Below are 22,354 nucleotides of genomic sequence, written 5' to 3' on the forward strand. Positions count from 1 at the left end.
ACCGCTTACTCCGCCATCTTCGGTTGGGTGACGCCGTCTTCGGCCGCAGCGCTCGTCGAGGCGGCGGCGCGCTTTTCCTTCGACTGATCCCACCAGGCATTGAAGGTGCCGACGATGCCCTTCGGCAGCAGCAGCGTCACCAGGATGAACAGCGCACCCAGCATGAACAGCCAGTACGGCGCCAGCATGCCCGAGGTGAAGAAAGTCTTGGCATAGTTGACGACGACGGCGCCGAGCGCAGCACCAACCAGCGTGCCGCGGCCGCCGACCGCGACCCAGATCACCGCCTCGATCGAATTGCCGGGCGCGAACTCACTGGGATTGATGATGCCGACCTGCGGCACGTAGAGCGCGCCGGCGACGCCGGCCATGCAGGCCGACACCGTGAACACGAACAGCTTGTAGGATTCGACGCGGTAGCCGAGGAAACGCGTGCGCGATTCCGCGTCACGCACGGCGATCAGCACCTTGCCGAGCTTGGAGGAGACGATGGCACGGCAGATCAGGAAGCCGACAATCAGCGCCAGGCAGCTCAGCGCGAACAGCGCGGCACGCGTCCCCTCCGCCTGCACGTTGAGGCCGAGGATATCCTTGAAGTCGGTCAAGCCGTTGTTGCCGCCAAAGCCGAAGTCGTTGCGGAAGAAGGCAAGCAGCAGCGCATAGGTCATCGCCTGCGTGATGATCGACAGGTACACGCCGGTGACGCGGGAGCGGAAGGCGAGCCAGCCGAAGCAGAAGGCGAGCAGGCCGGGCACGACCAGCACCATCAGCGCCGCGAACCAGAACATGTCGAAACCGTACCAGTACCAGGGCAGCTTCGAATAGTTCAGGAACACCATGAAGTCGGGCAGGATCGGGTTGCCGTAGACACCGCGCGTGCCGATCTGCCGCATCAGGTACATCCCCATCGCGTAGCCGCCGAGCGCGAAGAACGCGCCGTGGCCGAGCGAGAGGATGCCGCAATAGCCCCAGATCAGGTCGATCGCGAGCGCCAGGATGGCGTAGCACACATACTTGCCCCAGAGCGCGACCAGATAGGTCGGCACCTGCAGGACCGAGCCCGCGGGCAGCAGCAGGTTGGACAGCGGGATCAGCACGCCGATCGCGGCGACGACCAGCAGGAAGATCGTCGCGCCGCGGTCCAGCGATCGCGTCAGCATGTGAGGGGTCATGCTTCCACCGCACGGCCCTTGAGCGCGAACAGGCCGCGCGGCCGCTTTTGAATGAACAGGATGATGAGGACGAGGATTGCGATTTTGCCGAGCACGGCGCCGGCGACCGGCTCCAGGAACTTGTTCGCAATGCCGAGCGTGAAGGCGCCGACCAGCGTGCCCCAGAGATTGCCGACCCCGCCAAACACCACAACCATGAAGCTGTCGATGATGTAGCTCTGGCCGAGATTGGGGCTGACATTGTCGATCTGCGACAGCGCCACGCCGGCGATGCCGGCAATGCCCGAGCCGAGGCCGAAGGTCAGCGCGTCGACGCGCGAGGTGGCGATGCCCATCGAGGCCGCCATGCGGCGGTTCTGCGTCACCGCGCGCATCTCGAGACCGAGCGCGGTGTAGCGCAGCATCGCGAGCAGGATCGCGAACACCGCGAGGGTGAAGACGAGGATCCAGAGCCGGTTGTAGGTGATGGTGATCTGACCGAGCTCGAACGCACCGCTCATCCAGGAGGGGTTGCCGACCTCGCGGTTGGTCGGACCGAACATGGTGCGCACCGCCTGCTGCAGCACCAGCGACAGGCCCCAGGTCGCCAGCAGCGTCTCCAGCGGGCGGCCGTAGAGGAAGCGGATGATACTGCGCTCGATCAGCACGCCGATCGCGCCGGCAACGAGGAAGGCGAGCGGCACGGCGATCAGCAGGGAATAGTCGAACAGGCCGGGATAGCGGGTGCGGATCACCTCCTGCACCACGAACGTGGTGTAAGCACCGATCATCACCATCTCGCCATGGGCCATGTTGATGACGCCCATCACGCCGAAGGTGATGGCGAGCCCGATCGCGGCGAGCAGCAGCACCGAGCCGAGCGAGAGACCGTACCAGGCGTTCTGCACCGTGGACCAGACCGCGAGCGAAGACTGGATCGAGCTGATTGCACTGGCTGCAGCCTTGGTCACCGAGGCCGGCTGGTCACCCATGCCGGTAAGCAGCGCCATCGCTTCCTGGTCACCGCGCGCCCTGAGGGTGGCGACGGCCTCGAGCTTCTCGACCTCCGTGGCATCGGACTTGAACAGCAGGATCGCGGCGCGGGCCTCGCCGAGCGCCGTCTTGACCGACTTGTTGGTTTCCTTGGCGAGCGCGGCGTCGACCGGCTCGAGCGCGGTCTCCTCGTGCGACTTGAACACGGATTGCGCGGCCTGCAGGCGCGTTCCGACGTCCGGCGACTGCAGCGTCAGGCTGCCGAGCGCGGCATCGACGCTGCGGCGCAGACGGTTGTTGAGGCGGACCGCGCTCGCACTGTCGGGAACGCTGGCGACGGCCTCGCCGGTCGCGGCATCGATCGACTTGCCGTCGGCGCCGGTGACGTAAACCTTCTTGCTGTCGGAATCGGCCATGAGGCGGCCGTCCTGGAGCGCGCTGATGATCGGGAAGGCCAGCTTGTTGCCGCTGCTGGCGACCGCGGCGATCGCCTCTTCCGTGTCGGAAAAATCATCGTTGGCGAATTTAGCGACCGCATCCTCGAACGGGCCGGCGAAGGCCGGCAGTGCAAACGCGATCAGGAATAGCGAGAGAACGAACGTGCAGAGACGAGCGGAAAGATTGGTTGGCACTGTGGATCACCCCGGCAGAAGTGGGGAGAAGGCGGCGGAATAGCCGTCTTCTCCCATCGTGCGATCAATTTCAGATCCGGATCAGGAGCCGGAGCCGAGGCACTTGTTGGTCTTGGTGTTGAAGTTGCCGCACTTCTTGCCGACCCAGTCGCCGATCAGGTCCTTGGAGCCGTCGAGCTCCTTCGACCAGGCATCGCCCGCGACGAGGCTCGGGGTCTTCCAGACCACGTCGAACTGGCCGTTGCCCTTGATCTCGCCGATGAACACCGGCTTGGTGATGTGGTGGTTCGGCAGCATCTTCGAGGTGCCACCGGTCAGGTTCGGCGCCTCGATGCCGGGAAGCGCGTCGATCACCTTGTCCGGATCGGTCGACTTCACCTTCTCGACGGCCTTCACCCACATGTTGAAGCCGATCACGTGCGCTTCCATCGGGTCGTTGGTCACGCGCTTCGGGTTCTTGGTGTAGGTCTGCCAGTCCTTGATGAACTTCTCGTTCGCCGGGTTCTTGATCGACTCGAAGTAGTTCCAGGCGGCGAGATGGCCGACCAGCGGCTTGGTGTCGATGCCGGCGAGCTCTTCCTCACCCACCGAGAACGCGACGACCGGAATGTCCTTGGCCTTGATGCCCTGGTTGCCGAGCTCCTTGTAGAAGGGAACGTTGGCGTCGCCGTTGATGGTCGAGACCACCGCGGTCTTCTTGCCGGCCGAGCCGAACTTCTTGATGTCGGCCACGATCGTCTGCCAGTCGGAGTGACCGAACGGCGTGTAGTTGATCATGATGTCTTCCTGGGCGACACCCTTCGACTTCAGATAGGCTTCCAGGATCTTGTTGGTGGTGCGGGGATAGACGTAGTCGGTGCCCGCGAGCACCCAGCGCTTCACCTTCTCTTCCTTCATCAGGTAGTCGACGGCGGGGATCGCCTGCTGGTTCGGGGCCGCACCCGTGTAGAACACGTTACGCTCGGATTCCTCACCCTCGTACTGCACGGGGTAGAACAGGATGCTGTTCAGCTCCTTGAACACCGGCAGCACCGACTTGCGCGACACCGAGGTCCAGCAGCCGAACACGACCGAGACCTTGTCCTTGGTGATCAGCTCGCGCGCCTTTTCGGCGAACAGCGGCCAGTTCGAGGCGGGGTCGACGACGACGGCCTCGAGCTTCTTGCCGTTCACGCCGCCCTTCTTGTTCTGCTCGTCGATCAGGAAGAGGATGGTGTCCTTCAGCGTGGTTTCGCTGATGGCCATGGTGCCGGAGAGGGAGTGGAGCACGCCGACCTTGATGGTGTCGTCAGCGGCCTTGGCACCGGAAATGGAAGCCAGACCGAGCATCAGGCCGGCGGTCGCGGCGAGAACGCCGCGGCGGCTAAATGACGCCGCTATATCGTGAATGGATTTGGTAGGCATGGATGTATCATCTCCCTGACGCAGACGTGAAAAGACGCTGCGAAACGGCCCCACGGCCGCCTGCGATTAACGGAATCGCAAGAACCGTGCCATGCCTTGGGCACTTGCCAACTCATTGGTCAGACTAGACAATTTTGTCGCAATCCAAGTTTCGCCGCAGTTAGACTGCTCAAATCTTGGGCGAATAAAATGTATGCCAATGCGGCAGCCAGTCCATTTTTTGAGCAAAATGGTGCTTCTGTCTAAAATTCCGGCATAACTATTTCTGCACCGCAACCGCGGTTTCGGACCAAGTTGCCTTGAAAGCGCCCGCTCAATGTTCCATATGAACGGTCGAGACCTCTTGCGAATCAAGGGGTCGTAGCGAGCCGCGTGTTCTTAAGCCCTCTCGGGCCTCTGGCTTGCCCCATCAGCTCCCAAGCCATCCGACACCCCAAACACGCAGGTGTCTTCTCGACACCCTTTTGCGTACGCCGCGCTGAATGCGCCGGGCGTTGCGCTTTTGACATGGAAAGAACCCATCTTTTGACTTCGTTTCAGGACTTCGGCCTCGCCGAACCGATCGCACGTGCTCTCGCCGAAGAGAATTACGTCACCCCCACCCCGATCCAGGCCCAGACCATCCCCACGGCGCTGACCGGCCGCGACGTCGTCGGCATCGCCCAGACCGGCACCGGCAAGACCGCATCCTTCGCGCTGCCGATCCTGCACCGCCTGCTCGAGAACCGCATCAAGCCGCAGCCCAAGACCGCCCGCGTGCTGGTGCTGTCGCCGACCCGCGAGCTGTCCGGGCAGATCCTCGACAGCTTCAATGCCTATGGCCGCCACATCCGCCTGTCCTCGACGCTGGCCATCGGCGGCGTGCCGATGGGCCGCCAGGTTCGCGCCCTGATGCAGGGCGTGGACGTGCTCGTCGCCACCCCCGGCCGCCTGCTCGACCTCGTGCAGAGCAACGGTCTGAAGCTCTCGAGCGTCGAGTTCCTCGTGCTCGACGAGGCCGACCGCATGCTCGACATGGGCTTCATCAACGACATCCGCAAAATCGTCGCGAAACTCCCGATCAAGCGGCAGACGCTGTTCTTCTCGGCCACCATGCCGAAGGACATCGCCGAGCTCGCCGATTCCATGCTGCGCGACCCCGCCCGCGTCGCGGTGACCCCGGTCTCCTCGACCGCCGAGCGGATCAACCAGCGCATCATCCAGGTCGATTTCACGGCCAAGCCCGGCTTCCTGACCAAGCTCCTGAAGGACGAACCGATCAACCGCGCACTGGTGTTCACCCGCACCAAGCACGGTGCCGACAAGGTCGTGAAGACGCTCGAAAAGGCGGGCATCCCCGCCAGCGCCATCCACGGCAACAAGTCGCAGAACCATCGCGAGCGCACACTGGCCCAGTTCCGCTCGGGTGAGATCCGCACCCTGGTCGCCACCGACATCGCCGCCCGCGGCATCGACGTCGACGGCATCACCCATGTCATCAATTTCGACCTGCCCAACGTCCCCGAGACCTACGTCCACCGCATCGGCCGCACCGCGCGTGCCGGTGCCGACGGCACCGCGATCTCGCTGGTCGCCGGTGGCGAGGAACTCGCCTATCTCCGCGACATCGAGCGGCTGATCCGCGTGGCGCTGCCGCGTGAGGACCACCGCACCGACGCCGGCCGCCGCGATGCGGGTCCTCCGCCGCAGCAGCAGCGGCAGGGCCGGCCGGGCGGCCGCCCGGGCCAGCGTCCGCAGGGCGCACGGCATGGTGACGGACGGCGTGGCGACGACAGGCATGCCGACGGACGCCACCACAGCGCCGGCAGGAACGGCGACGGACGGCCCGGCGAGGGCCGCCATGAAGGACGTCATGCCGATGGCAGACCTGTTGATGGCAGGCCCGGTGAAGCCCACAAGGCCTCCAAGGGGTCTCGCCGCCGCCGCGGTTCCGGTGGTAAGATGAATTCCTCACCAGCCGATCGGTCGGAACAGCGTCCCGCGCATAGCGCCGGCAAGCCTGATGGAATACAAGGCGTTGCCTTTTTGCGTCGCGAGAGTCGCCCCAACGGCCGACCGAACCGCAATCCTCATTCGCACTAGCCGTCCACGACTGGAGACAACCACATGGCTAAGGAAGAGCTGATCCAGTTCGAAGGACTGGTCACCGAAATCCTCCCCGACGCCCGCTACCGCGTGCAGCTCGACGCCGGACACGAGATCGTCGCCTACACCGCCGGCAAGATGAAGAAGAACCGCATCAAGACGCTCGCGGGCGACCGCGTGACGGTGGAGATGTCGCCTTACGATCTCGAGAAGGGCCGGCTGATTTTCCGCCACAAGGACGAACGTCCGAGCGGCGTTGGCGGACCGCCGCGTCCCGGACAGCGCGGCGGCCAGTTCCGTCGCCGCTGATCACTTCGCGCACGCAAGTGCAGAGGTAAAATTCCGACCTGTATGCTGATCCGCCATGGACGCCATGGCGGATCAAAAAATCGTGCACGTCCCGATTGTTTTGAGACCCCATTTCCAATAAAATGAACTAATCGATTTTCGGCCGGACGACATTGGCATCCACCGGTACAGCCGGTTCAGACACGCTGACGACCCTTCCAGAAACTCGATCTAACCTGCCTGCGAAAGTGGGCTTCGATACTGCATATCTGAGAAGGAACTACCCCCGTGAGCATGGGAACCGTGAAGTGGTTTAACGCGACCAAGGGCTTCGGCTTCATTCAGCCCGACGATGGCGGCCAGGACGTCTTCGTGCACATCAGCGCCGTCGAGCGCGCCGGTCTCGGCACGCTGCGCGAAGGCCAGAAGATCTCCTACGAGATCGTCGCTGACCGTCGTTCCGGCAAGTCGGCCGCCGACAACCTTCGTTCCGCCGGCTGAGCCAGCGGACGTCGAAATGACAACGGAAAAGGCCGTGCGCAATGCACGGCCTTTTTTCATGCTCGAACGATGCTGCGCGCTCAGTAGGTCGTGCAGGAGGTATCCGGGCTGTAATAGACGCAGGTCGACTGCCGCGGCCTCGTATAGGCCACGTCGCTCAGCGTGATCGCGCTCTTGAGCGCGTAGCCCACCGACGGCGTGTAGGTGTAGCTGACCTCGCTGAAGATCAGATAGGTGCCGCCGACCGCCAGCGTCGTGGGAATGGTGACCGCCGACTTCTGCGTGCGCGGCACCGATCCCTTGCTCCACTGCACATGCGCCTGCAAGGTCGAGGGATCGACATAGAGCTCGGTGATCGTCGCCGAGACCGGCGAGGTGGCATAGGGCGTCATGATGCCGGTCGAGGCGGCGAAGAAGTTCGTCATGTCGGTATCGCTGACCGACGTCGACTGCGAGGTGAGATCCGACAGCGTCCGCGCCATCAGCGTCACCTTGCGATCGATCGCCACCGCCGACGAGAACTCCACCGTCCCGAAGAACATCACCAGCATCAGCGGCACGACGACCGCAAATTCGGTCGCCGCCAGGCCGCGGCCGTCGGCAAGGAATTCATACGCGGACAGACGCATCGCCCGCCGGATCTTCGCAATCGCCTGCATCGTTCCACCGATCTCTAATAGGGCTCGTTCTTGAATGCGGCCGTGGCCACCAGGAGCCGCTTGCTGCCGGTGAGATTGGCGATGTTGTAGCCGAGCCCGGTCACGAACAGCGGCCACTGATAGAACAGCCGCACCACCACGATGTCGCCGGCGCTGCCCGGGCTGTAGCTCACGGTCGTGTCGAAATTTCCGGAGCCGTCGATGTGGCTCGACAGCGTCACCGCGGAGAAGGTCGAGTAGCTCGTGACGTCGACATAGAGCTTGCTGCAATCGAACAGGGCCGGGATCTGGCTGCAGACGTAGGTCTTGAAGGTGGTTTGCGTACAGGGCGTGCTGACACCGGACACCGCGCAGGCGGTCACCGAACCCGACTGCGCCTGCCCGGTCAGCACCACGCGGGCCGAGTTCTGCGTGATGGTCTCGAGCACCTGGCTCGCAAAGAACATCAGCGCCGTCTCGATGATGGCGAACAGCAGTGCGAAGAAGATCGGAGCGACCAGCGCGAACTCGACGGCCGCAGAGCCGCGGCGGTTGCCGCGAAACCGGCGCAGCGCGGTTCGCAGCGTGAACCTTACAGGTGCAGGCGATGGCATCGCGTCAAATTCCCCAGCAACGGCAATTCATTCGCTCAAAACTAGCTAAAACTGATTGTTTAAGTGTTGCGGACCGGCCGCAGCCGGCGAAGCGCGCCGCTAACGGTTCGTTAACCGGGGACGATCGGACGTGCAGGAGAAGGGCGCAGCAAGACGCCAGCGCAAATGCCCGGACCGGATCACACGATCCGCCCGGGCACCTCGTCGATCTGACTTGCCAGCAGGTCTTGCCAGCTGGTCTTGCTAGTTGGTTTTGGCGCCCGCGCCGGCGTTGCCGCTTGCATTGCTGCTCAGCGAACCGGCCTGGCTCATCGTGGTGTTGAAGTAGGCGTCGCTGTCGCCCAGCGTCACGCGGCGCTGGCAAATCGGCACGCAGCTGTAGGACTCGCGCTCGACCCCGCGATAGACGGTGACGAGGCGGTCGCTCGGACCCTCGACCTGGATCTGGCGATCGACCAGGATCTCGCCGGCGCGGTCGAGTGCGATGAAATTGGTAGCGCCGTAGCCCTTACCGGTCACGACGATCATGCCGCCGGGCTGCAGCGTGACGTCGGCGATCAAGGGATTGCCGACCACGATGGTCGCCACCTTGCCGGGCAGCCGGACCAGCTTGGCCTGGTCGACATTGACCGCGATCATTTCGGCGGTGGATTCGGCGAGGCCGGCAGCCGGCGACGACAGCACCGCAGCCGCAACCAGAAGACAGACGCGCGCATGGCGGCGCAGCAATTGTTTACGCATACTCTTACCCCCGGGACGTCACAAACCGGCAGAAGCGATCAGATAACAGCGGAGCCGGTGCCCGACCCCGCTAACCTGCCTTCAATTCGTGAACGTTCCGCAAATTCGCCTTCTATTGTTTGAACGGACCGCCGATTTGCCGCTCTGGAGGGCCTTAGCGGCGGAACGGATAGGCAAGCTGCCCTCCGATCTCCTTCGGCATGGTCGCTTCGTCCTTGCCGTAATCCTGCGGAAGCTTCCCCTCCGGCATGCGGAAGGTGCCGAACAGCACGTCCCAGACCGGGAACGTCCCGGCGAAATTGGTGTCGCCGCCCTCTTCGAGCGGGGTGTGGTGCCAGCGATGGAAGACCGGCGTCGCCAGCACGTATTTGAACGGCCCGAAGGTCCAGTTCAAATTGGCGTGCACGAAGGCCGAATGGAAGGTCGTGAACGGGGACAGCCAGATCATGACGTTCGGGGAGATGCCGGCCATCAGCAGCACGACGTCGACCCCGATCGTGCCGAGCACGAGATTGACCGGATGGAAGCGGGCCGCCGAAATCCAGCTGATCTCTTCGGAGGAGTGATGGATCGCGTGGTACTTCCAGAACTCGCCGCCGTGGAACAGCCGGTGCAGCCAGTACAGCATGAAATCGGACAGCACCAGGAACAGCGCGGCCTGCATCCAGAGCGGCAATTGCGCCAGCGGACCATGGCCGTTGTCGTAGAAGGCGATGAGACCGTCGGCATCATGGATGTTGAAGAAGGCACTCGCCCCGACGATCAGGAGCCCGATCCGCATGGTCCGGGCGAATACGGGAACGAAGAACCAGTAGCAGATGTCGGTGACGATCTCCCGCTTGCGCCACCACGGCGCGCCGGGATTGCAGGCCCAGAAATGTTCGAGCACCGTGAACACCATCGCGAGCACGAAGGTGACCGGGACCACCTTCGCGATGGTCTCGCCGAGCATCAGAGCGACTTGCATGGGCAGGCTCGACATCGTCGCCTCTTTTCGGATTGCGGGTCCCCTTACGCCTACTCCGCGAAATTTAAGGGAGGGTGAAGTCAAGGCGTGCACTTGCGGCACGTCCGGAACCGGGGCGAAATTCGATAGGCGCCTTAAGGTGAAATTCACTCTGGGCAAAAGCATCGCGCGGAAGGCGCCTTTGCGCGATCGAATTAACTCTACCGAAAGAGCTCGGCTCTCATCTTCGGCGCGTCAAAGACAGCGCCGAACGAGGCGATCCAACCCCAGATGGAGTTTGTTCATGAAGAACTTGATTGCACGTTTCGCCAAGGATGAATCCGGCGCTACCGCCATCGAATACGGCCTGATCGCCGCCGGCATCGCGCTGGCCATCATCACCGTCGTCAACAACCTCGGCAGCACGCTGAACACCAAGTTCGGCTCGATCAGCTCGTCGCTGAAGTAAGCGACCGACAAACGACGGCAAAAGCCCCGGTCCGCCGGGGCCTTTGTTTTTCTGAGCACGGCGAGTTCCAGTGGCGTTGCGAAAGTACAGAACCGATGCCGCGGTTGCGGCGAGCGAGGCGGAGACGGCGCAAGCCGGCTCGCCGGCCTACTGGGTATGCCTTGCGCTGCTGCTGGCGACGGTCGCGCTCGCCGCGCGTATCGCCAGCCTGTGGTGAGCCTGCCGCTCCAGGCAGCGCCTGTTAAGGCCCCTGCCCTGTTGTCGGTTTATTTAGCACTGCCGGCTAGCCTCGGGGCGACGCCAGATCCCGCGACAACCCAGGCCTCAAGACGCAGCCCATGATCCTCGACCTTGCGCGCCTTATGCTCTTCCCGGCCCTGATGGCATTCGCCGCCGCGAGCGATCTGTTCACGATGACCATCTCGAACCGTGTGTCGCTGGCGCTGGTCGCCGGCTTCTTCGTGCTTGCCTTCGCCGGTGGCATGGCACCTTACGAGATGCTGACCCATGTCGGCGCCGGCGCGCTTCTCCTGGCCGTGGCGTTCACCTGCTTTGCGATGGGCTGGATGGGCGGCGGTGACGCCAAGGTCGCAGCCTCCGTCGCGCTGTGGTTCGGCTTCGCTCATCTGATGAACTTCCTGCTCTACGCCTCGCTGTTCGGCGGAGCGCTGACGCTGCTCCTGCTGCAGTTCCGGCAATGGCCGCTGCCCTACGGCCTTGCGGGCCAGGCTTGGCTCGCGCGGCTGCACGACAAGGAGAGCGGCATTCCCTACGGCATCGCGCTCACGCTTGGCGCGCTGATGGTCTATCCGGAGACCGATTGGGTGAAGGCGATCGACCTCGCTCACCTCGCACTGCGCTGAACGCCCACGGGTAAACCCGGCGTTAAGGCGATTTAGATACGCCTCATTAACCATGCTTTGACGAATAGCTGGTCAACTGCCGATTACGGCGGCGGCAGCGTCGCGGCGTTTTGTTGGAAAGTGAAGCGTATGAATAGGGCACGCATTGTCGTCCTGACGGTCGCCATCTGCGCCGGCGGCGTCGCCGCGTACCTGGCGAGCGGCTCGGACAATTCTGCGCCGCCCCCAGCGGCTCCGGTCGCGCAGCTTCCCACCGTCGACGTGCTGGTGGCCAAGAACGACATCGGCCTCGGCCAGACCGTCAAGCCGGAAGACGTGCAGTGGCAGACCTGGCCGGCTGCGACCGCCAGCGCCACCTTCATCCGCCGCAACGAACGTCCCGAGGGCGCGACCCAGGTGACGGGCTCGATCGCGCGCGCTCCCTTCATCCAGGGTGAACCGATCCGCGACCAGAAGCTGGTCAAGCCCGAGGGCTCGGGCTTCATGGCGGCGATCCTGCCCACCGGCATGCGCGCGATCTCGACCGAGATCTCGCCGGAGACCGGCGCAGGCGGCTTCATCCTGCCCAACGATCGCGTCGACGTCCTACTGACCCGCCGCCTCAAGAATCCGGACCAGAGCAGCGGCGCTCCCGATATCGTCACCTCCGAGATCATCCTGGCCAACATCCGCGTCCTCGCCATCGACCAGGCGCCGAAGGAGAAGGACGGCCAGAACGCGGTGGTCGGCAAGACCGTCACCCTCGAGCTCAATCCCGCGCAGACCGCGACGCTGTCCGCGGCGCGCCAGAGCGGCACGCTGTCGCTCGCGCTGCGCAGCATCGTCGACGTCAAGATGAGCGAGATCACGCTCGATGACTCCGCACAGAAGCGCGATGGCGTCTCGATCATCCGCTACGGAATTCCAAGCTCGACGGCAAAGGCACGATGAGGGCAGTCGATATGAAATGCAGGGCAGATTTGACGACGATGCGAACCTCCTTGGTCCGCGCCCTGTCGTTCTCGGCCGCCGTCGCGCTGGTGCTCAACCCGGCGCTGACCCCCGTGCTCGCCGCCGACTACCGTCCGGTGGCGGGAGCGCCGGCGCCGGTGCCGGTTGCAGCCGACGGCCAGATGAACGCGCGCTTCCTCTCGCTCGGCGTCGGCAAGTCCATCGTGATCGACCTGCCGCGCGACATCAAGGATGTGCTGGTCGCCGACCCCAAGATCGCCAACGCGGTGGTGCGCTCGGCGCAGCGCGCCTACATCATCGGCGCCACGGTCGGGCAGACCAACATCGTGTTCTTCGATTCCGCCGGTCAGCAGATCGCGGCCTATGACATCGCGGTCAAGCGCGACCTCAACGGCGTGCGCGCCGCGCTGAAGCAGATCCTGCCCGGCTCGGACATCCAGATCGACGGGCTCGGCGAGAGCATCGTGCTGTCCGGCACGGCGGCGAACCCGATGGAGGCGCAGCAGGCCAACGAGCTCGCCGCGCGCCTCGCCGGCGGCGCCGACAAGGTGGTGAACTCGATCGTGGTCCGCGGCCGCGACCAGGTCATGCTCAAGGTGACGGTGGCCGAGGTCCAGCGCACCATCGTCAAGCAGCTCGGCATCGACCTCTCCGCCAACCTGAACTACGGCACCTCGGTGGTGAGCTTCACCAACTCGAACCCGTTCACGGCGCTCGGCCGCAACCTCGTGGACGGCAACAACCTGACCACCAAGTTCGGCGCCACGCCCTCGGTGCAGGCCACACTGCGCGCGATGGAAACCGCGGGCGTGATCCGCACGCTGGCCGAGCCGAACCTGACCGCGATCTCCGGGGAATCGGCGACCTTCATCGCCGGCGGCGAATTCCCGGTGCCCGCGGGCTATTCGTGCGATCCCACGACGCATGTCTGTACCACCCAGATCAGCTTCAAGAAGTTCGGTATCTCGCTCAACTTCACCCCGATCGTTCTGACCGAGGGCAAGATCAGCCTGCGGGTGATGACCGAGGTCTCGGAGCTCTCGAACGAAAATGCGATCACGCTGTCACAGGCCGTGACCTCGACCTCGGTGAACTCGCTGACGGTGCCCTCGATCCGGACCCGCCGCGCCGAGACCTCGCTGGAAATTCCCTCCGGCGGCGCGATGGCGATGGCCGGCCTGATCCAGCAGCAGACCAAGCAGGCCGTGAGCGGGTTGCCGGGACTGATGCAGCTCCCGATCCTCGGCACGCTGTTCCGCAGCCGCGACTTCGTCAACAATGCGACCGAGCTCGTCGTGATCGTGACGCCCTATGTGGTTCGCGCAACGACGCCCAAGGACCTGTCGCGGCCGGATGACGGCTTCTCCGCGCCTGCGGACCCGCAGGCCGAACTGATCGGCAACATCAACCGCATCTACGGCGTGCCTGGCCGGACCGAACCGGGCCGGAATTACCGCGGCACCTACGGCTTCATCACCGACTGAGGCGGAACGGGGACTTCACGATGATCACAAGACCACCCCAGCTTCGCAAACGCGCCACCGGCTTCGGTGGCGCGCTCGTCGGTATCGCGCTTGCGCTCGGCGGCTGCCAGCACGACGAGATTGCGACCGCCTCCATTCCCGACGACTACAAGCAGCGCCATCCGATCGCGATCGAGGAGCAGAACCGCTCGATCGTCGTCTTCGTCGGCCACGCCCGCGGCGGCTTGACCGCCGCCCAGCGCGCCGACGTGATGGGCGTGGCGTCGACCTGGCTGCGCGAAGGCACCGGCGCCATCCATATCGACGTACCGGCCGGCACGCCGAATGCGCGCCCGGCGGCGGAATCGATGCGTGAGATCCAGGCGATGCTGAGCGCCGCGGGCGTTCCGCCGCGCGGCATCATCACCCGCCCCTACCAGCCGGAAGACAAGCGCTTCCTGCCGCCGATCCGGCTGACCTATTCCAAGATCGCCGCGGTCGCCGGCCCCTGCGGCCTGTGGCCGGAGGACATCGGACCCTCGATGAAGAACAAGAGCTGGTTCGAGAACAAGGACTATTACAATTACGGCTGCGCCTATCAGCGCAACCTCGCGGCCATGGTCGACAACCCGTCGGACCTCGAGCAGCCGCGGTCCGAGACGCCGTCCTACACGACACGGCGCACCGCCTTCTTCGAGAAGTATCGCAAGGGATTGCCGACGGCGGTCCCCTATCCTGAAGCCGAAAAGGCCAAACTCAGCGACACCGGCAAATGATCAACTACGCTCGCCAGTCCCAAGAAGAGCAGCCGGAAGCAGCGCCTCCGCCGGTCGAGGAGCATATTGCTCCCGCGCCGCGCGTGTCGGTCCAGGCTTTCTGCGAGACCGTGGAGACCGCCGCCGCGGTGCAGTCGGCCGGCGAGGATCGCCGGCTCGGCAAGGCTCACCTGAAGATCCAGATGGGCGGCATGGCGGCCGCGATCGAAGCCTACCGCTCGGCGCCGACGCCGAACGTGATCGTGCTCGAGAGCGACGGCCGCAACGACCTCCTCGGCGGGCTCGACCACCTCGCCACCGTCTGCGACGCCGGCACCCGCGTGGTGGTGATCGGCCGCATCAACGACGTCACGCTCTATCGCGAGCTGGTGCGCCGCGGCGTCAGCGACTACGTGCTCGCGCCGGTCGGCCCGATCGACGTCGTGCGCTCGATCTGCAACCTGTTCTCCGCGCCGGAAGCCAAGGCGGTCGGCCGCATCATCGCCGTGGTCGGCGCCAAGGGCGGCGTCGGCGCGTCCACCATCTCCCACAACGTCGCCTGGGCGATCGCGCGCGACCTCGCGATGGACGCAGTGGTCGCCGACCTCGACCTCGCCTTCGGCACCGCCGGGCTCGACTACAACCAGGACCCGCCGCAGGGCATCGCCGACGCCGTGTTCTCGCCCGATCGCGTCGATACCGCCTTCATCGACCGCCTGCTGTCGAAATGCACCGACCATCTGAGCCTGCTGGCGGCCCCCGCCACGCTCGACCGGGTCTATGATTTCGGCACCGACGCGTTCGATTCCGTGTTCGACACGCTCCGCGCCACCATGCCTTGCATCGTGCTCGACATCCCGCATCAATGGTCGGGCTGGACCAAGCGCGCGCTGATCGGCGCCGACGACATCCTGATCGTGGCGGCGCCCGACCTTGCCAATCTGCGCAACACCAAGAACCTGTTCGACCTGCTCAAGGCCTCGCGCCCGAACGACCGGCCGCCGCTGTACTGCCTGAACCAAGTGGGCGTGCCGAAACGGCCCGAAATCGCCGCCGCCGAGTTCGCCAAGGCGATCGAGAGCCAGCCGGTCGTCTCGATCCCGTTCGAGCCGCAGATCTTCGGCTCGGCCGCCAACAACGGCCAGATGATCGCGGAGATCTCGGCCAACCACAAGTCGATCGAGATGTTCCTCCAGATCGCCCAGCGCCTGACCGGCCGCAGCGAAACGAAGAAACAAAAGTCGTCCTTGCTTTCACCCCTGATTGAGAAGTTGCGGGGAAAATAAGCCGCCGCATGGAGTCGTTAAGTGTTCGGTAAGCGTAGCGGAACAGACACCGATCTTCGGGCCCCCAAGCCCGGTGCCGTGTCGCCAGAGCCGACCCCGGCTCCGGCGCCGACGGTGTCGCGCGCGCCGCCTCCGCCGGCCGTCGCCTCGCCGCCGCTCGCCCCGATCAAGGCCCCGCCGCCGCCTCCCCCCATGGAGAGCCGCCGCTCGGACAATTACTACGAGGTCAAGGCGACCATCTTCGGCGCGCTGATCGAGGCCATCGACCTCGCCCAGCTCGCCAAGCTCGATTCCGAGTCCGCGCGCGAGGAAATCCGCGACATCGTCAACGAGATCATCGCGATCAAGAACATCGTGATGTCGATCGCCGAGCAGGAGGAACTGCTCGACGACATCTGCAACGACGTGCTCGGTTACGGTCCGCTGGAGCCGCTGCTGTCGCGCGACGACATCGCCGACATCATGGTCAACGGCGCCAACACGGTCTTCATCGAAGTCAACGGCAAGATCCAGAAGACCGGTATCCGCTTCCGCGACAACCAGCAGCTCCTCAACATCTGCCAGCGCATCGTCAGCCAGGTCGGCCGGCGCGTCGACGAATCCTCGCCGATCTGCGACGCGCGTCTCGCCGACGGCTCGCGCGTCAACGCCATCGTGCCGCCGCTGTCGATCGACGGCCCCGCGCTCACCATCCGCAAATTCAAGAAGGACAAGCTGACGCTGGATCAGCTCGTCAAGTTCGGCGCGATCTCGCCGGAGGGCGCCGAGATCCTCCAGATCATCGGCCGCGTCCGCTGCAACGTGCTGATCTCCGGCGGTACCGGTTCGGGCAAGACCACGCTGCTCAACTGCCTGACCAACTACATCGAGCACGACGAGCGCGTCATCACCTGCGAGGACGCCGCCGAGCTCCAGCTCCAGCAGCCCCATGTGGTGCGGCTGGAAACCCGCCCGCCCAACATCGAGGGCGAGGGCCAGGTCACCATGCGCGAACTGGTGCGCAACTGCCTGCGTATGCGCCCCGAACGCATCATCGTCGGCGAAGTCCGCGGACCCGAGGCGTTCGACCTGCTGCAGGCCATGAACACCGGCCATGACGGCTCGATGGGTACGCTGCACGCCAACAATCCGCGCGAGGCGCTGTCGCGCTGCGAATCCATGATCACGATGGGCGGCTTCTCGCTTCCCTCGCGCACTATCCGCGAGATGATCTGCGCCTCGATCGACGTCATCGTCCAGGCTGCGCGCCTGCGCGACGGTTCGCGCCGCATCACCCACATCACCGAGGTGATGGGCATGGAAGGCGACACCATCATCACCCAGGACATCTTCCTCTACGACCTGGTCGGCGAGGACGCCAACGGCAAGATCATCGGCCAGCACCGCTCGACCGGCATCGGCCGTCCGAAGTTCTGGGAGCGTGCGCGCTATTACGGCGACGAGAAGCGCCTTGCCGCCGCGCTCGACGCCGCGGAAGTGGCGCCGAAGACGTGAGCGGGGCAGCGACACCATGAACATTCAGATCCTTGCCCTTGCCTTCCTCGCCACCGCCGCTGTCGGCGGCATCGCCTGGGTCTTCCTCTATCCGATGCTGTCCGGAGAGCGGAAGGCCGAAAGCCGACGCGCCTCGATTGCCCGCGCCGACGCGCCGGCGGCCAAGCAGTCCGAAAAGAGCCAGCGCTCGCGCCGCGAGCAGGTCGAGACCTCGCTGAAGGATCTCGAGGCCCGGCGCCAGCAGGAGAAGAGCGTCCCGCTCAGCGTCCGCATCTCGCAGGCCGGGCTGAACTGGACACCGCAGAAATTCTGGATCGTCTCCGCCATCGTCGGGGGCGCGCTGTTCGCGGCCGCCATGTTTGTCGGCGGCGGTGTGCTCGGCGCCGCCGGTCTTGCCTTTGCCGGCGGCTTCGGCTTGCCGCGCTGGGCCCTCGGCTTCCTGAAGAAACGCCGCGAAACCAAGTTCCTGGCGGCACTGCCCGACGCCGTGGACGTCATCGTCCGCGGCATCAAGGCGGGCCTGCCGCTGTTCGAATCGATCAAGGTCGTGGCCGCCGACGCGCCCGAGCCGCTGCGCAGCGAGTTCCTGGCCATCATCGAGACCCAGGCGATCGGCATGCCGCTCGGCGAAGCCTGCTCGCGCCTCTACGATCGCATGCCGCTGCCGGAAGCCAACTTCTTCGGCATCGTCATCTCGATCCAGCAGAAGTCGGGCGGCAACCTCTCCGAAGCGCTCGGCAACCTCTCCAAGGTGCTGCGCGACCGCAAGAAGATGAAGGAAAAGATCCAGGCGATGTCGATGGAAGCCAAGGCTTCGGCCGGCATCATCGGGTCGCTGCCGCCGATCGTGATGTTCCTCGTCTATCTCACGACGCCGCACTACATCTCTCTGCTATGGACCCATCCGACCGGTCAGCTCATGCTGGTCGGTTGCGTCATCTGGATGTCGGTTGGCATCATGGTGATGAAGAAGATGATCAACTTCGATTTCTGACGGTGGCGTATGGTCGAGTTCCTCGTTTCAAAACTGCATGACGTCCGCTTCATGACCATGCTGCTTGCGGCCATCGCCGCGAGCGCAACCGTCTATACGCTGGTGATGCCGCTGTTCGCCGGCGAGGGCCTCTCCAAGCGGATGAAGGCGGTGGCGAGCGAGCGCGAACGCATCCGCCAGCGCGAGCGCGAGCGTCTCAACAAGAACGAGAAGGTCTCGCTGCGCCAAACGCCGAAGCAGCTCGTCTCGCGTGTGGTCGAGGACTTCAACCTCACCAAATGGCTCGCGCAGGAGGCCGCGCGCGACAAGCTCATCATGGCGGGCTACCGCGGCCAGGCGCCCTACGTCACATTCCTGTTCGCGCGCATGGTGGCTCCGATCGTGCTGTTCGTCGGCTCGATCCTGTATGTGTTCCTGATCGCGCATATGGAGAAGCCGATGCCGATCAAGATCGGCATCTGTGTCGGCGCCGCCTATCTCGGCCTGCAGGCGCCGATGCTGTTCCTCAGGAACGCGATCTCCAAGCGCCAGCTCTCGATCAAGCGCGCCTTCCCGGACGCGCTCGACCTGCTGCTGATCTGCATCGAATCCGGCATGTCGGTCGAAATGGCCTTCCGCAAGGTCGCCACCGAGATCGTGGGCCAGTCGATCGCGCTGTCGGAAGAATTCACACTGACCACCGCCGAGCTGTCCTATCTGCAGGATCGCAAGGTCGCCTACGAAAACCTGGCGCGGCGCACCGGCCTCGAAGGCGTCAAATCGGTGTGTCTGGCGCTTCAGCAGGCGGAACGCTACGGCACGCCGCTCGGGCACTCGCTGCGCGTCATGGCGCAGGAAAACCGCGACATGCGCATGAACGAGGCCGAGAAGAAGGCCGCCGCGCTGCCGCCGAAGCTGACGGTGCCGATGATCCTGTTCTTCCTGCCGGTGCTGTTCGTCGTCATTCTCGGACCGACCGGCATCAAGATCTCCGAGCTGCAATGATGCGGGAGGCGGACCGCAAGCGGTCCGCGCCGGCAGTATCGGGACGAGGATATCCGGTCTGGATCAGTCGGACTGGCTGAGCGAGGCGACCGGCATCCGCTTCGGCGCGCCGCGCGGGCCTTCGCTGCGGCTCAGCATGTCCTTGAGGTAGGCGACATTGGCCGCAGCCTGGTCCGGCGGCAGGTCCGCCTTCACGATGGTCTCGGCCTCCGCGAAGCGGCCCTGGAGACCGACGACCAGGCCGAGATTTTGCCGCACCCGGCTGCTGGCGCGCGGCGAGGCATAGGCCTGCCGCAGCGCCTCCTCGGCCTTCGGCAGGTCTTTCGACAGCATGTAGGACAGGCCCAGATTGGAGAGCACGCCGGGGTCGCCCGGTGCGATCTTCAGCGCGCTCGTGTAGTAGCCGCGCGCCTCCTCGTGACGGCCCATCTGGTCGAGCGCCGTGCCCTGCACCGAGAGCAGGCGCCAGTCCGGATTGTCGGGCGAATGCGCCTTCGACAGCACGTCGAAGGCCTGCTGGAAATTGCCGTTGTCGGCGAGCGCGCGGCCGTACTGGGCCAGCAGCACCTTGTTGCCGGGATTGGCGATGGTCGCCTGCTCGAGCACGGCGGCGGCCTGCGCGCGCTGGCCGTTGGCGCGCAGCGCCTGGCCATAGCCGAGCGCGGCGTCAGGGTCCTTGGGATTGGCACGGTAGCGCTCGCCATAGACTTCGACGGCGCGGGCGGGTTCGGCGGGAGCTGCCTCCGCGCGCGAGCCGCTCGACCCGATCGAGCCGGTGACGTCGGAGAGCTTTGACATTGCCGTGCAGCCGCCGAGGCTGATCGCCACCATCGCGACGAGCGAGGCGGACGCGAGGAGCCGGGCAGGACTGAACCGTTGACGCATGACGCTTTGACTCTCGAGCGGAGGGATCGAGCCGAACGCGCCAGCAATAGACTGTTAACCCTAATGGCCGGTTAACGCCGGTTGCCCGTCAATTTGGCGTCCGCGGCGGCGCCTCCCCGCCAGGGTCGACGCCGAGCCTGCTGACCTGCTCGTACAGGTCCCGCAACAATTGCAGTCTTCGCTGCACCTGCGCCTCGATGTCGACGTCCGCACGCGGTCCGCCCGGCAGCTCGCGCAGGAGATCGTCGCGATTGCCCAGACACCTGATGCGGATCTCGTCGAGCTGAGCGTCGTCGATACCGAGCACGCCCGCGGAGTGGGCGGTCAGCCGCCGCAGCATCTGCGTCACCGCGGCAAGCGCCTCGGCGTCCTGCCTGCGCGCCGACCTTGCGAACCTGCCCTCCAGTTCGGCCCAGGTCTCGGCGGTGACGAGGTAGGTGAGGAACGCGCCGGGCCAGTCCACGTCGTCGACGGGGTGGAAGACGTGGCGCTTCAGGAGCTGGCGGGCGAAAGCCGCAGCTCGATCCCGCGTCAGTGTCGTCAATGCACCGATCTCGATGGCCGATTGAACCACCGGGTCGCGGGAAAAATCCCGCCCGGCGGGCAGCCTGATCACGCCATCAGGCAAATTCGAGTCGAGCAATTTGAAGACGCTGTCGTTGCGCCGCCGCGAATAGCGGGCGATCGCGAAGCAATACTCATCATTGCCCGTGCCGGACATCGGGCCGAAATGGATGAGGTTGAAGCCGGCATCGTCGCCGGCCTGCCCGGTCGAGGACGGACAGGACAGCACATAGATCGTGCGCCAGAACGCTTCATCGCCCCTGCTCCGCGTCGCACGCGGATCGGGAATCGAATAGCGGGTCAGCCCCTCGACGTGCCGGTGGCCGTGCAGGACCAGATCGACGTTGAGCGAGGTCGCCGCTTCGAGGAAGGTCGCGGGCGCGGCGAGATACATCAGCGGCTCGTCCGGCGCGCCGAGAAAGCGTTTTCCTTCGCCGGTTGCCTGCGGCAGCGGATGATGGTGCATCGCCAGCACCCGCACGAGGTTTTCGACCGGCTCGGAATAGTCGGCGCGACCGGCCGATCCGAGGCTGCCTGCGAGATCGACGCTCAGCCGCGCGGAATCGGCGACCATGGCGTTGTAGGCGGCCTGGTCGATGTTGCCGCTCGCAAAGGTGGTGAGGCTGGCGCGGTTGGAATCGAGCAGCACGAGGTCGAGGCCGGCCTGGCGGTAATAGACGCTCTTCGAGGTCCGCGGCAGGTGCAGGTAGTCGTAGACGTCGTGGCGGCCCGCGCGCCGGCCCGCCCGCCCGGCGTCGTGATTGCCGGCGACCGCCTGGATATCGGTGAACAGCCCGCCCTGCCGGAAGGACGCGATGACGGCGAGGGCTTCGTCCAGCGCGCGCGGCGTCGGGTCGTCGACGAGATCGCCGGTGATCAGCAGGATGCGATCGGGAACATCGGCGAAGTCCGCCATCTTCTCGCGCAGAGCGGCTCCCAGCGCCTCGATCGTCGCGAGCAGCCGGCCTGATCCATCCAGATGCAGGTCTGAGATCTGGGCAATGACGAACGATCTATGCATTTTGCGCCGCTCATTTGCGAATGCCGCGCCGCTCAAACGAAAAGAGAAATGGCTTCGACGAACAGGTTCAGGCTGGTCTCGACCGGCGCAGGGATGACACCGGAGCAAGTATCAACCGCATGCCGCCGCGCTCTTGCGCTCGATACGTGCAGGGACGCGGAGCACAATCTAAAATATCCACCAATAATGCCACAACCGCAGCGCTAGTAAAGCCCCGCGGCCGCGCTCTCGTGAACGGCAGTTCTCAACGTGGATACGAGGGCTGCCGCACGACGGTTTCGTTCCGCCCGATCAATATTCGATGGCAAGCCGCTTGCGGATTTCGTCGATGCGCTTGTCGAGTGCATCGAAGCGCGCGTGGACGGAGCGGTCATGAAGATAGAAGACGTAGCCGCCGGCCAGGAACGCGAAGATCCAGTGATGATGCTCGACGTAAACAAAGATCGCCTCGACGGCCTGGCCGATGAATGTGACCACGCTCCACACAAATTCCATTGCGTTCCCTCCGGGCAGGCTTCGCCTCCGGCCACCGGCGATCCTTCGTACGCCTGACGGCCTTTGCCGGAACCTAGCATGGCCAAGTTGCTGCGAGTAGCGGCCGCTGATCGACCGGCAGCAAAGCCGATTGCGGC

23 protein-coding genes are annotated in these 22,354 nt (G+C 64.9%); 13 read left to right on the forward strand and 10 right to left on the reverse strand.

Annotated elements, in window-relative coordinates; genetic code table 11:
• Positions 1–5: 5 nt before the first annotated feature.
• From urtC to urtA, 3 genes are all read right to left on the reverse strand, one after another.
• Complete coding sequence (gene urtC, locus A7X65_RS36590; RefSeq protein WP_063694240.1) at positions 6–1,172, reverse strand: urea ABC transporter permease subunit UrtC; 1,167 nt, start codon at positions 1,170–1,172, stop codon at positions 6–8.
• Positions 1,169–2,776: an urea ABC transporter permease subunit UrtB gene (urtB, locus tag A7X65_RS36595; protein WP_063694241.1), complete on the reverse strand. Its 1,608-nt coding sequence runs from the start codon at positions 2,774–2,776 to the stop codon at positions 1,169–1,171. Before urtB ends, urtC begins: the two co-directional genes overlap by 4 nt.
• A gap of 81 nt (positions 2,777–2,857) precedes the next feature.
• Entirely contained in the window at positions 2,858–4,180 is a 1,323-nt protein-coding gene (gene urtA, locus A7X65_RS36600; RefSeq protein ID WP_063694242.1) for an urea ABC transporter substrate-binding protein, read from the reverse strand.
• A 507-nt stretch (positions 4,181–4,687) separates the two neighbouring features.
• Here urtA and A7X65_RS36605 point away from each other — a divergent pair.
• The 3 genes from A7X65_RS36605 to A7X65_RS36615 all read left to right on the forward strand — a co-directional run bounded on the left by A7X65_RS36605 (position 4,688) and on the right by A7X65_RS36615 (position 7,054).
• A complete protein-coding gene (locus A7X65_RS36605; protein WP_063694243.1) occupies positions 4,688–6,262 on the forward strand; it encodes a DEAD/DEAH box helicase in 1,575 nt (524 codons plus the stop codon).
• A gap of 24 nt (positions 6,263–6,286) precedes the next feature.
• Positions 6,287–6,574 (forward strand): translation initiation factor IF-1, encoded by a 288-nt coding sequence (gene infA / locus A7X65_RS36610; protein ID WP_008131890.1) that lies wholly within the window; start codon positions 6,287–6,289, stop codon positions 6,572–6,574.
• A gap of 267 nt (positions 6,575–6,841) precedes the next feature.
• Entirely contained in the window at positions 6,842–7,054 is a 213-nt protein-coding gene (locus A7X65_RS36615) for a cold-shock protein (protein ID WP_007599788.1), read from the forward strand.
• An 80-nt stretch (positions 7,055–7,134) separates the two neighbouring features.
• Here A7X65_RS36615 and A7X65_RS36620 read toward each other — a convergent pair whose 3' ends face one another.
• The 4 genes from A7X65_RS36620 to A7X65_RS36635 all read right to left on the reverse strand — a co-directional run bounded on the left by A7X65_RS36620 (position 7,135) and on the right by A7X65_RS36635 (position 10,029).
• On the reverse strand, positions 7,135–7,713 hold the full coding sequence (locus A7X65_RS36620; protein ID WP_063694244.1) for a TadE/TadG family type IV pilus assembly protein: 579 nt from the start codon (positions 7,711–7,713) through the stop codon (positions 7,135–7,137).
• 14 nt (positions 7,714–7,727) lie between these two features.
• Entirely contained in the window at positions 7,728–8,306 is a 579-nt protein-coding gene (locus A7X65_RS36625) for a TadE/TadG family type IV pilus assembly protein (protein WP_063694245.1), read from the reverse strand.
• Positions 8,307–8,549: 243 nt separating this feature from the next.
• Complete coding sequence (locus tag A7X65_RS36630; protein ID WP_063694246.1) at positions 8,550–9,047, reverse strand: pilus assembly protein N-terminal domain-containing protein; 498 nt, start codon at positions 9,045–9,047, stop codon at positions 8,550–8,552.
• Positions 9,048–9,201: 154 nt separating this feature from the next.
• Positions 9,202–10,029, reverse strand: a complete 828-nt coding sequence (locus tag A7X65_RS36635) for a sterol desaturase family protein (RefSeq protein WP_063694247.1) — start codon at positions 10,027–10,029, stop codon at positions 9,202–9,204.
• Positions 10,030–10,297: 268 nt separating this feature from the next.
• Here A7X65_RS36635 and A7X65_RS36640 point away from each other — a divergent pair, with 268 nt between their 5' ends.
• The 10 genes from A7X65_RS36640 (at position 10,298) to A7X65_RS36680 (ending at position 19,252) form a co-directional block, all read left to right on the forward strand.
• On the forward strand, positions 10,298–10,462 hold the full coding sequence (locus A7X65_RS36640) for a Flp family type IVb pilin (RefSeq protein WP_018646598.1): 165 nt from the start codon (positions 10,298–10,300) through the stop codon (positions 10,460–10,462).
• A gap of 76 nt (positions 10,463–10,538) precedes the next feature.
• Complete coding sequence (locus tag A7X65_RS42950; RefSeq protein WP_167358328.1) at positions 10,539–10,679, forward strand: hypothetical protein; 141 nt, start codon at positions 10,539–10,541, stop codon at positions 10,677–10,679.
• A gap of 121 nt (positions 10,680–10,800) precedes the next feature.
• Positions 10,801–11,325 (forward strand): A24 family peptidase, encoded by a 525-nt coding sequence (locus A7X65_RS36645; protein WP_063694248.1) that lies wholly within the window; start codon positions 10,801–10,803, stop codon positions 11,323–11,325.
• A gap of 129 nt (positions 11,326–11,454) precedes the next feature.
• Positions 11,455–12,255, forward strand: a complete 801-nt coding sequence (cpaB, locus tag A7X65_RS36650; protein ID WP_063694249.1) for a Flp pilus assembly protein CpaB — start codon at positions 11,455–11,457, stop codon at positions 12,253–12,255.
• Positions 12,256–12,266: 11 nt separating this feature from the next.
• The gene (locus A7X65_RS36655; protein ID WP_063694250.1) at positions 12,267–13,760 is read left to right on the forward strand and encodes a type II and III secretion system protein family protein; all 1,494 of its coding nucleotides are present in this window, start codon (positions 12,267–12,269) and stop codon (positions 13,758–13,760) included.
• A 20-nt stretch (positions 13,761–13,780) separates the two neighbouring features.
• Positions 13,781–14,515, forward strand: coding sequence for a CpaD family pilus assembly protein (locus tag A7X65_RS36660; RefSeq protein WP_063694251.1), 735 nt, complete (start codon positions 13,781–13,783; stop codon positions 14,513–14,515).
• Positions 14,512–15,780, forward strand: a complete 1,269-nt coding sequence (locus A7X65_RS36665; protein WP_063694252.1) for a CpaE/TadZ family protein — start codon at positions 14,512–14,514, stop codon at positions 15,778–15,780. The genes A7X65_RS36660 and A7X65_RS36665 overlap by 4 nt, the downstream gene beginning before the upstream one ends.
• A 21-nt stretch (positions 15,781–15,801) precedes the next feature.
• Positions 15,802–17,274, forward strand: coding sequence for a TadA family conjugal transfer-associated ATPase (locus tag A7X65_RS36670; RefSeq protein ID WP_063694253.1), 1,473 nt, complete (start codon positions 15,802–15,804; stop codon positions 17,272–17,274).
• Between the two features lie 16 nt (positions 17,275–17,290).
• Positions 17,291–18,268, forward strand: coding sequence for a type II secretion system F family protein (locus tag A7X65_RS36675; protein ID WP_063694254.1), 978 nt, complete (start codon positions 17,291–17,293; stop codon positions 18,266–18,268).
• A gap of 9 nt (positions 18,269–18,277) precedes the next feature.
• Complete coding sequence (locus tag A7X65_RS36680; protein ID WP_063694255.1) at positions 18,278–19,252, forward strand: type II secretion system F family protein; 975 nt, start codon at positions 18,278–18,280, stop codon at positions 19,250–19,252.
• Positions 19,253–19,315: 63 nt separating this feature from the next.
• Here the strand turns inward: A7X65_RS36680 and A7X65_RS36685 are convergent, their stop codons facing one another.
• The 3 genes from A7X65_RS36685 to A7X65_RS36695 all read right to left on the reverse strand — a co-directional run bounded on the left by A7X65_RS36685 (position 19,316) and on the right by A7X65_RS36695 (position 22,217).
• Positions 19,316–20,137 (reverse strand): tetratricopeptide repeat protein, encoded by an 822-nt coding sequence (locus tag A7X65_RS36685; protein ID WP_063694256.1) that lies wholly within the window; start codon positions 20,135–20,137, stop codon positions 19,316–19,318.
• A gap of 88 nt (positions 20,138–20,225) precedes the next feature.
• Positions 20,226–21,722 (reverse strand): metallophosphoesterase family protein, encoded by a 1,497-nt coding sequence (locus A7X65_RS36690; protein ID WP_063694257.1) that lies wholly within the window; start codon positions 21,720–21,722, stop codon positions 20,226–20,228.
• A gap of 291 nt (positions 21,723–22,013) precedes the next feature.
• The gene (locus tag A7X65_RS36695) at positions 22,014–22,217 is read right to left on the reverse strand and encodes a hypothetical protein (RefSeq protein ID WP_063694258.1); all 204 of its coding nucleotides are present in this window, start codon (positions 22,215–22,217) and stop codon (positions 22,014–22,016) included.
• Positions 22,218–22,354 lie beyond the last annotated feature (137 nt).

It is taken from the genome of Bradyrhizobium stylosanthis, assembly GCF_001641335.1.
In the GTDB taxonomy this organism is placed as follows: Bacteria; Pseudomonadota; Alphaproteobacteria; order Rhizobiales; family Xanthobacteraceae; genus Bradyrhizobium; species Bradyrhizobium stylosanthis.

Bases quoted from the DNA above. Each gene is read 5' to 3' on its own strand.
- A7X65_RS36640 (WP_018646598.1), top strand. From the start codon at position 10,298: ATGAAGAACTTGATTGCACGTTTCGCCAAGGATGAATCCGGCGCTACC.
- A7X65_RS36685 (WP_063694256.1), bottom strand. From the start codon at position 20,137: ATGCGTCAACGGTTCAGTCCTGCCCGGCTCCTCGCGTCCGCCTCGCTC.
- A7X65_RS36680 (WP_063694255.1), top strand. From the start codon at position 18,278: ATGGTCGAGTTCCTCGTTTCAAAACTGCATGACGTCCGCTTCATGACC.
- A7X65_RS36660 (WP_063694251.1), top strand. From the start codon at position 13,781: ATGATCACAAGACCACCCCAGCTTCGCAAACGCGCCACCGGCTTCGGT.
- A7X65_RS36675 (WP_063694254.1), top strand. From the start codon at position 17,291: ATGAACATTCAGATCCTTGCCCTTGCCTTCCTCGCCACCGCCGCTGTC.
- A7X65_RS36665 (WP_063694252.1), top strand. From the start codon at position 14,512: ATGATCAACTACGCTCGCCAGTCCCAAGAAGAGCAGCCGGAAGCAGCG.
- A7X65_RS36690 (WP_063694257.1), bottom strand. From the start codon at position 21,722: ATGCATAGATCGTTCGTCATTGCCCAGATCTCAGACCTGCATCTGGAT.
- A7X65_RS36605 (WP_063694243.1), top strand. From the start codon at position 4,688: ATGGAAAGAACCCATCTTTTGACTTCGTTTCAGGACTTCGGCCTCGCC.
- urtC (WP_063694240.1), bottom strand. From the start codon at position 1,172: ATGACCCCTCACATGCTGACGCGATCGCTGGACCGCGGCGCGACGATC.
- A7X65_RS36635 (WP_063694247.1), bottom strand. From the start codon at position 10,029: ATGTCGAGCCTGCCCATGCAAGTCGCTCTGATGCTCGGCGAGACCATC.
- A7X65_RS36645 (WP_063694248.1), top strand. From the start codon at position 10,801: ATGATCCTCGACCTTGCGCGCCTTATGCTCTTCCCGGCCCTGATGGCA.
- A7X65_RS36630 (WP_063694246.1), bottom strand. From the start codon at position 9,047: ATGCGTAAACAATTGCTGCGCCGCCATGCGCGCGTCTGTCTTCTGGTT.
- A7X65_RS36655 (WP_063694250.1), top strand. From the start codon at position 12,267: ATGAAATGCAGGGCAGATTTGACGACGATGCGAACCTCCTTGGTCCGC.
- urtA (WP_063694242.1), bottom strand. From the start codon at position 4,180: ATGCCTACCAAATCCATTCACGATATAGCGGCGTCATTTAGCCGCCGC.
- A7X65_RS36695 (WP_063694258.1), bottom strand. From the start codon at position 22,217: ATGGAATTTGTGTGGAGCGTGGTCACATTCATCGGCCAGGCCGTCGAG.
- infA (WP_008131890.1), top strand. From the start codon at position 6,287: ATGGCTAAGGAAGAGCTGATCCAGTTCGAAGGACTGGTCACCGAAATC.
- cpaB (WP_063694249.1), top strand. From the start codon at position 11,455: ATGAATAGGGCACGCATTGTCGTCCTGACGGTCGCCATCTGCGCCGGC.
- A7X65_RS36625 (WP_063694245.1), bottom strand. From the start codon at position 8,306: ATGCCATCGCCTGCACCTGTAAGGTTCACGCTGCGAACCGCGCTGCGC.
- A7X65_RS36620 (WP_063694244.1), bottom strand. From the start codon at position 7,713: ATGCAGGCGATTGCGAAGATCCGGCGGGCGATGCGTCTGTCCGCGTAT.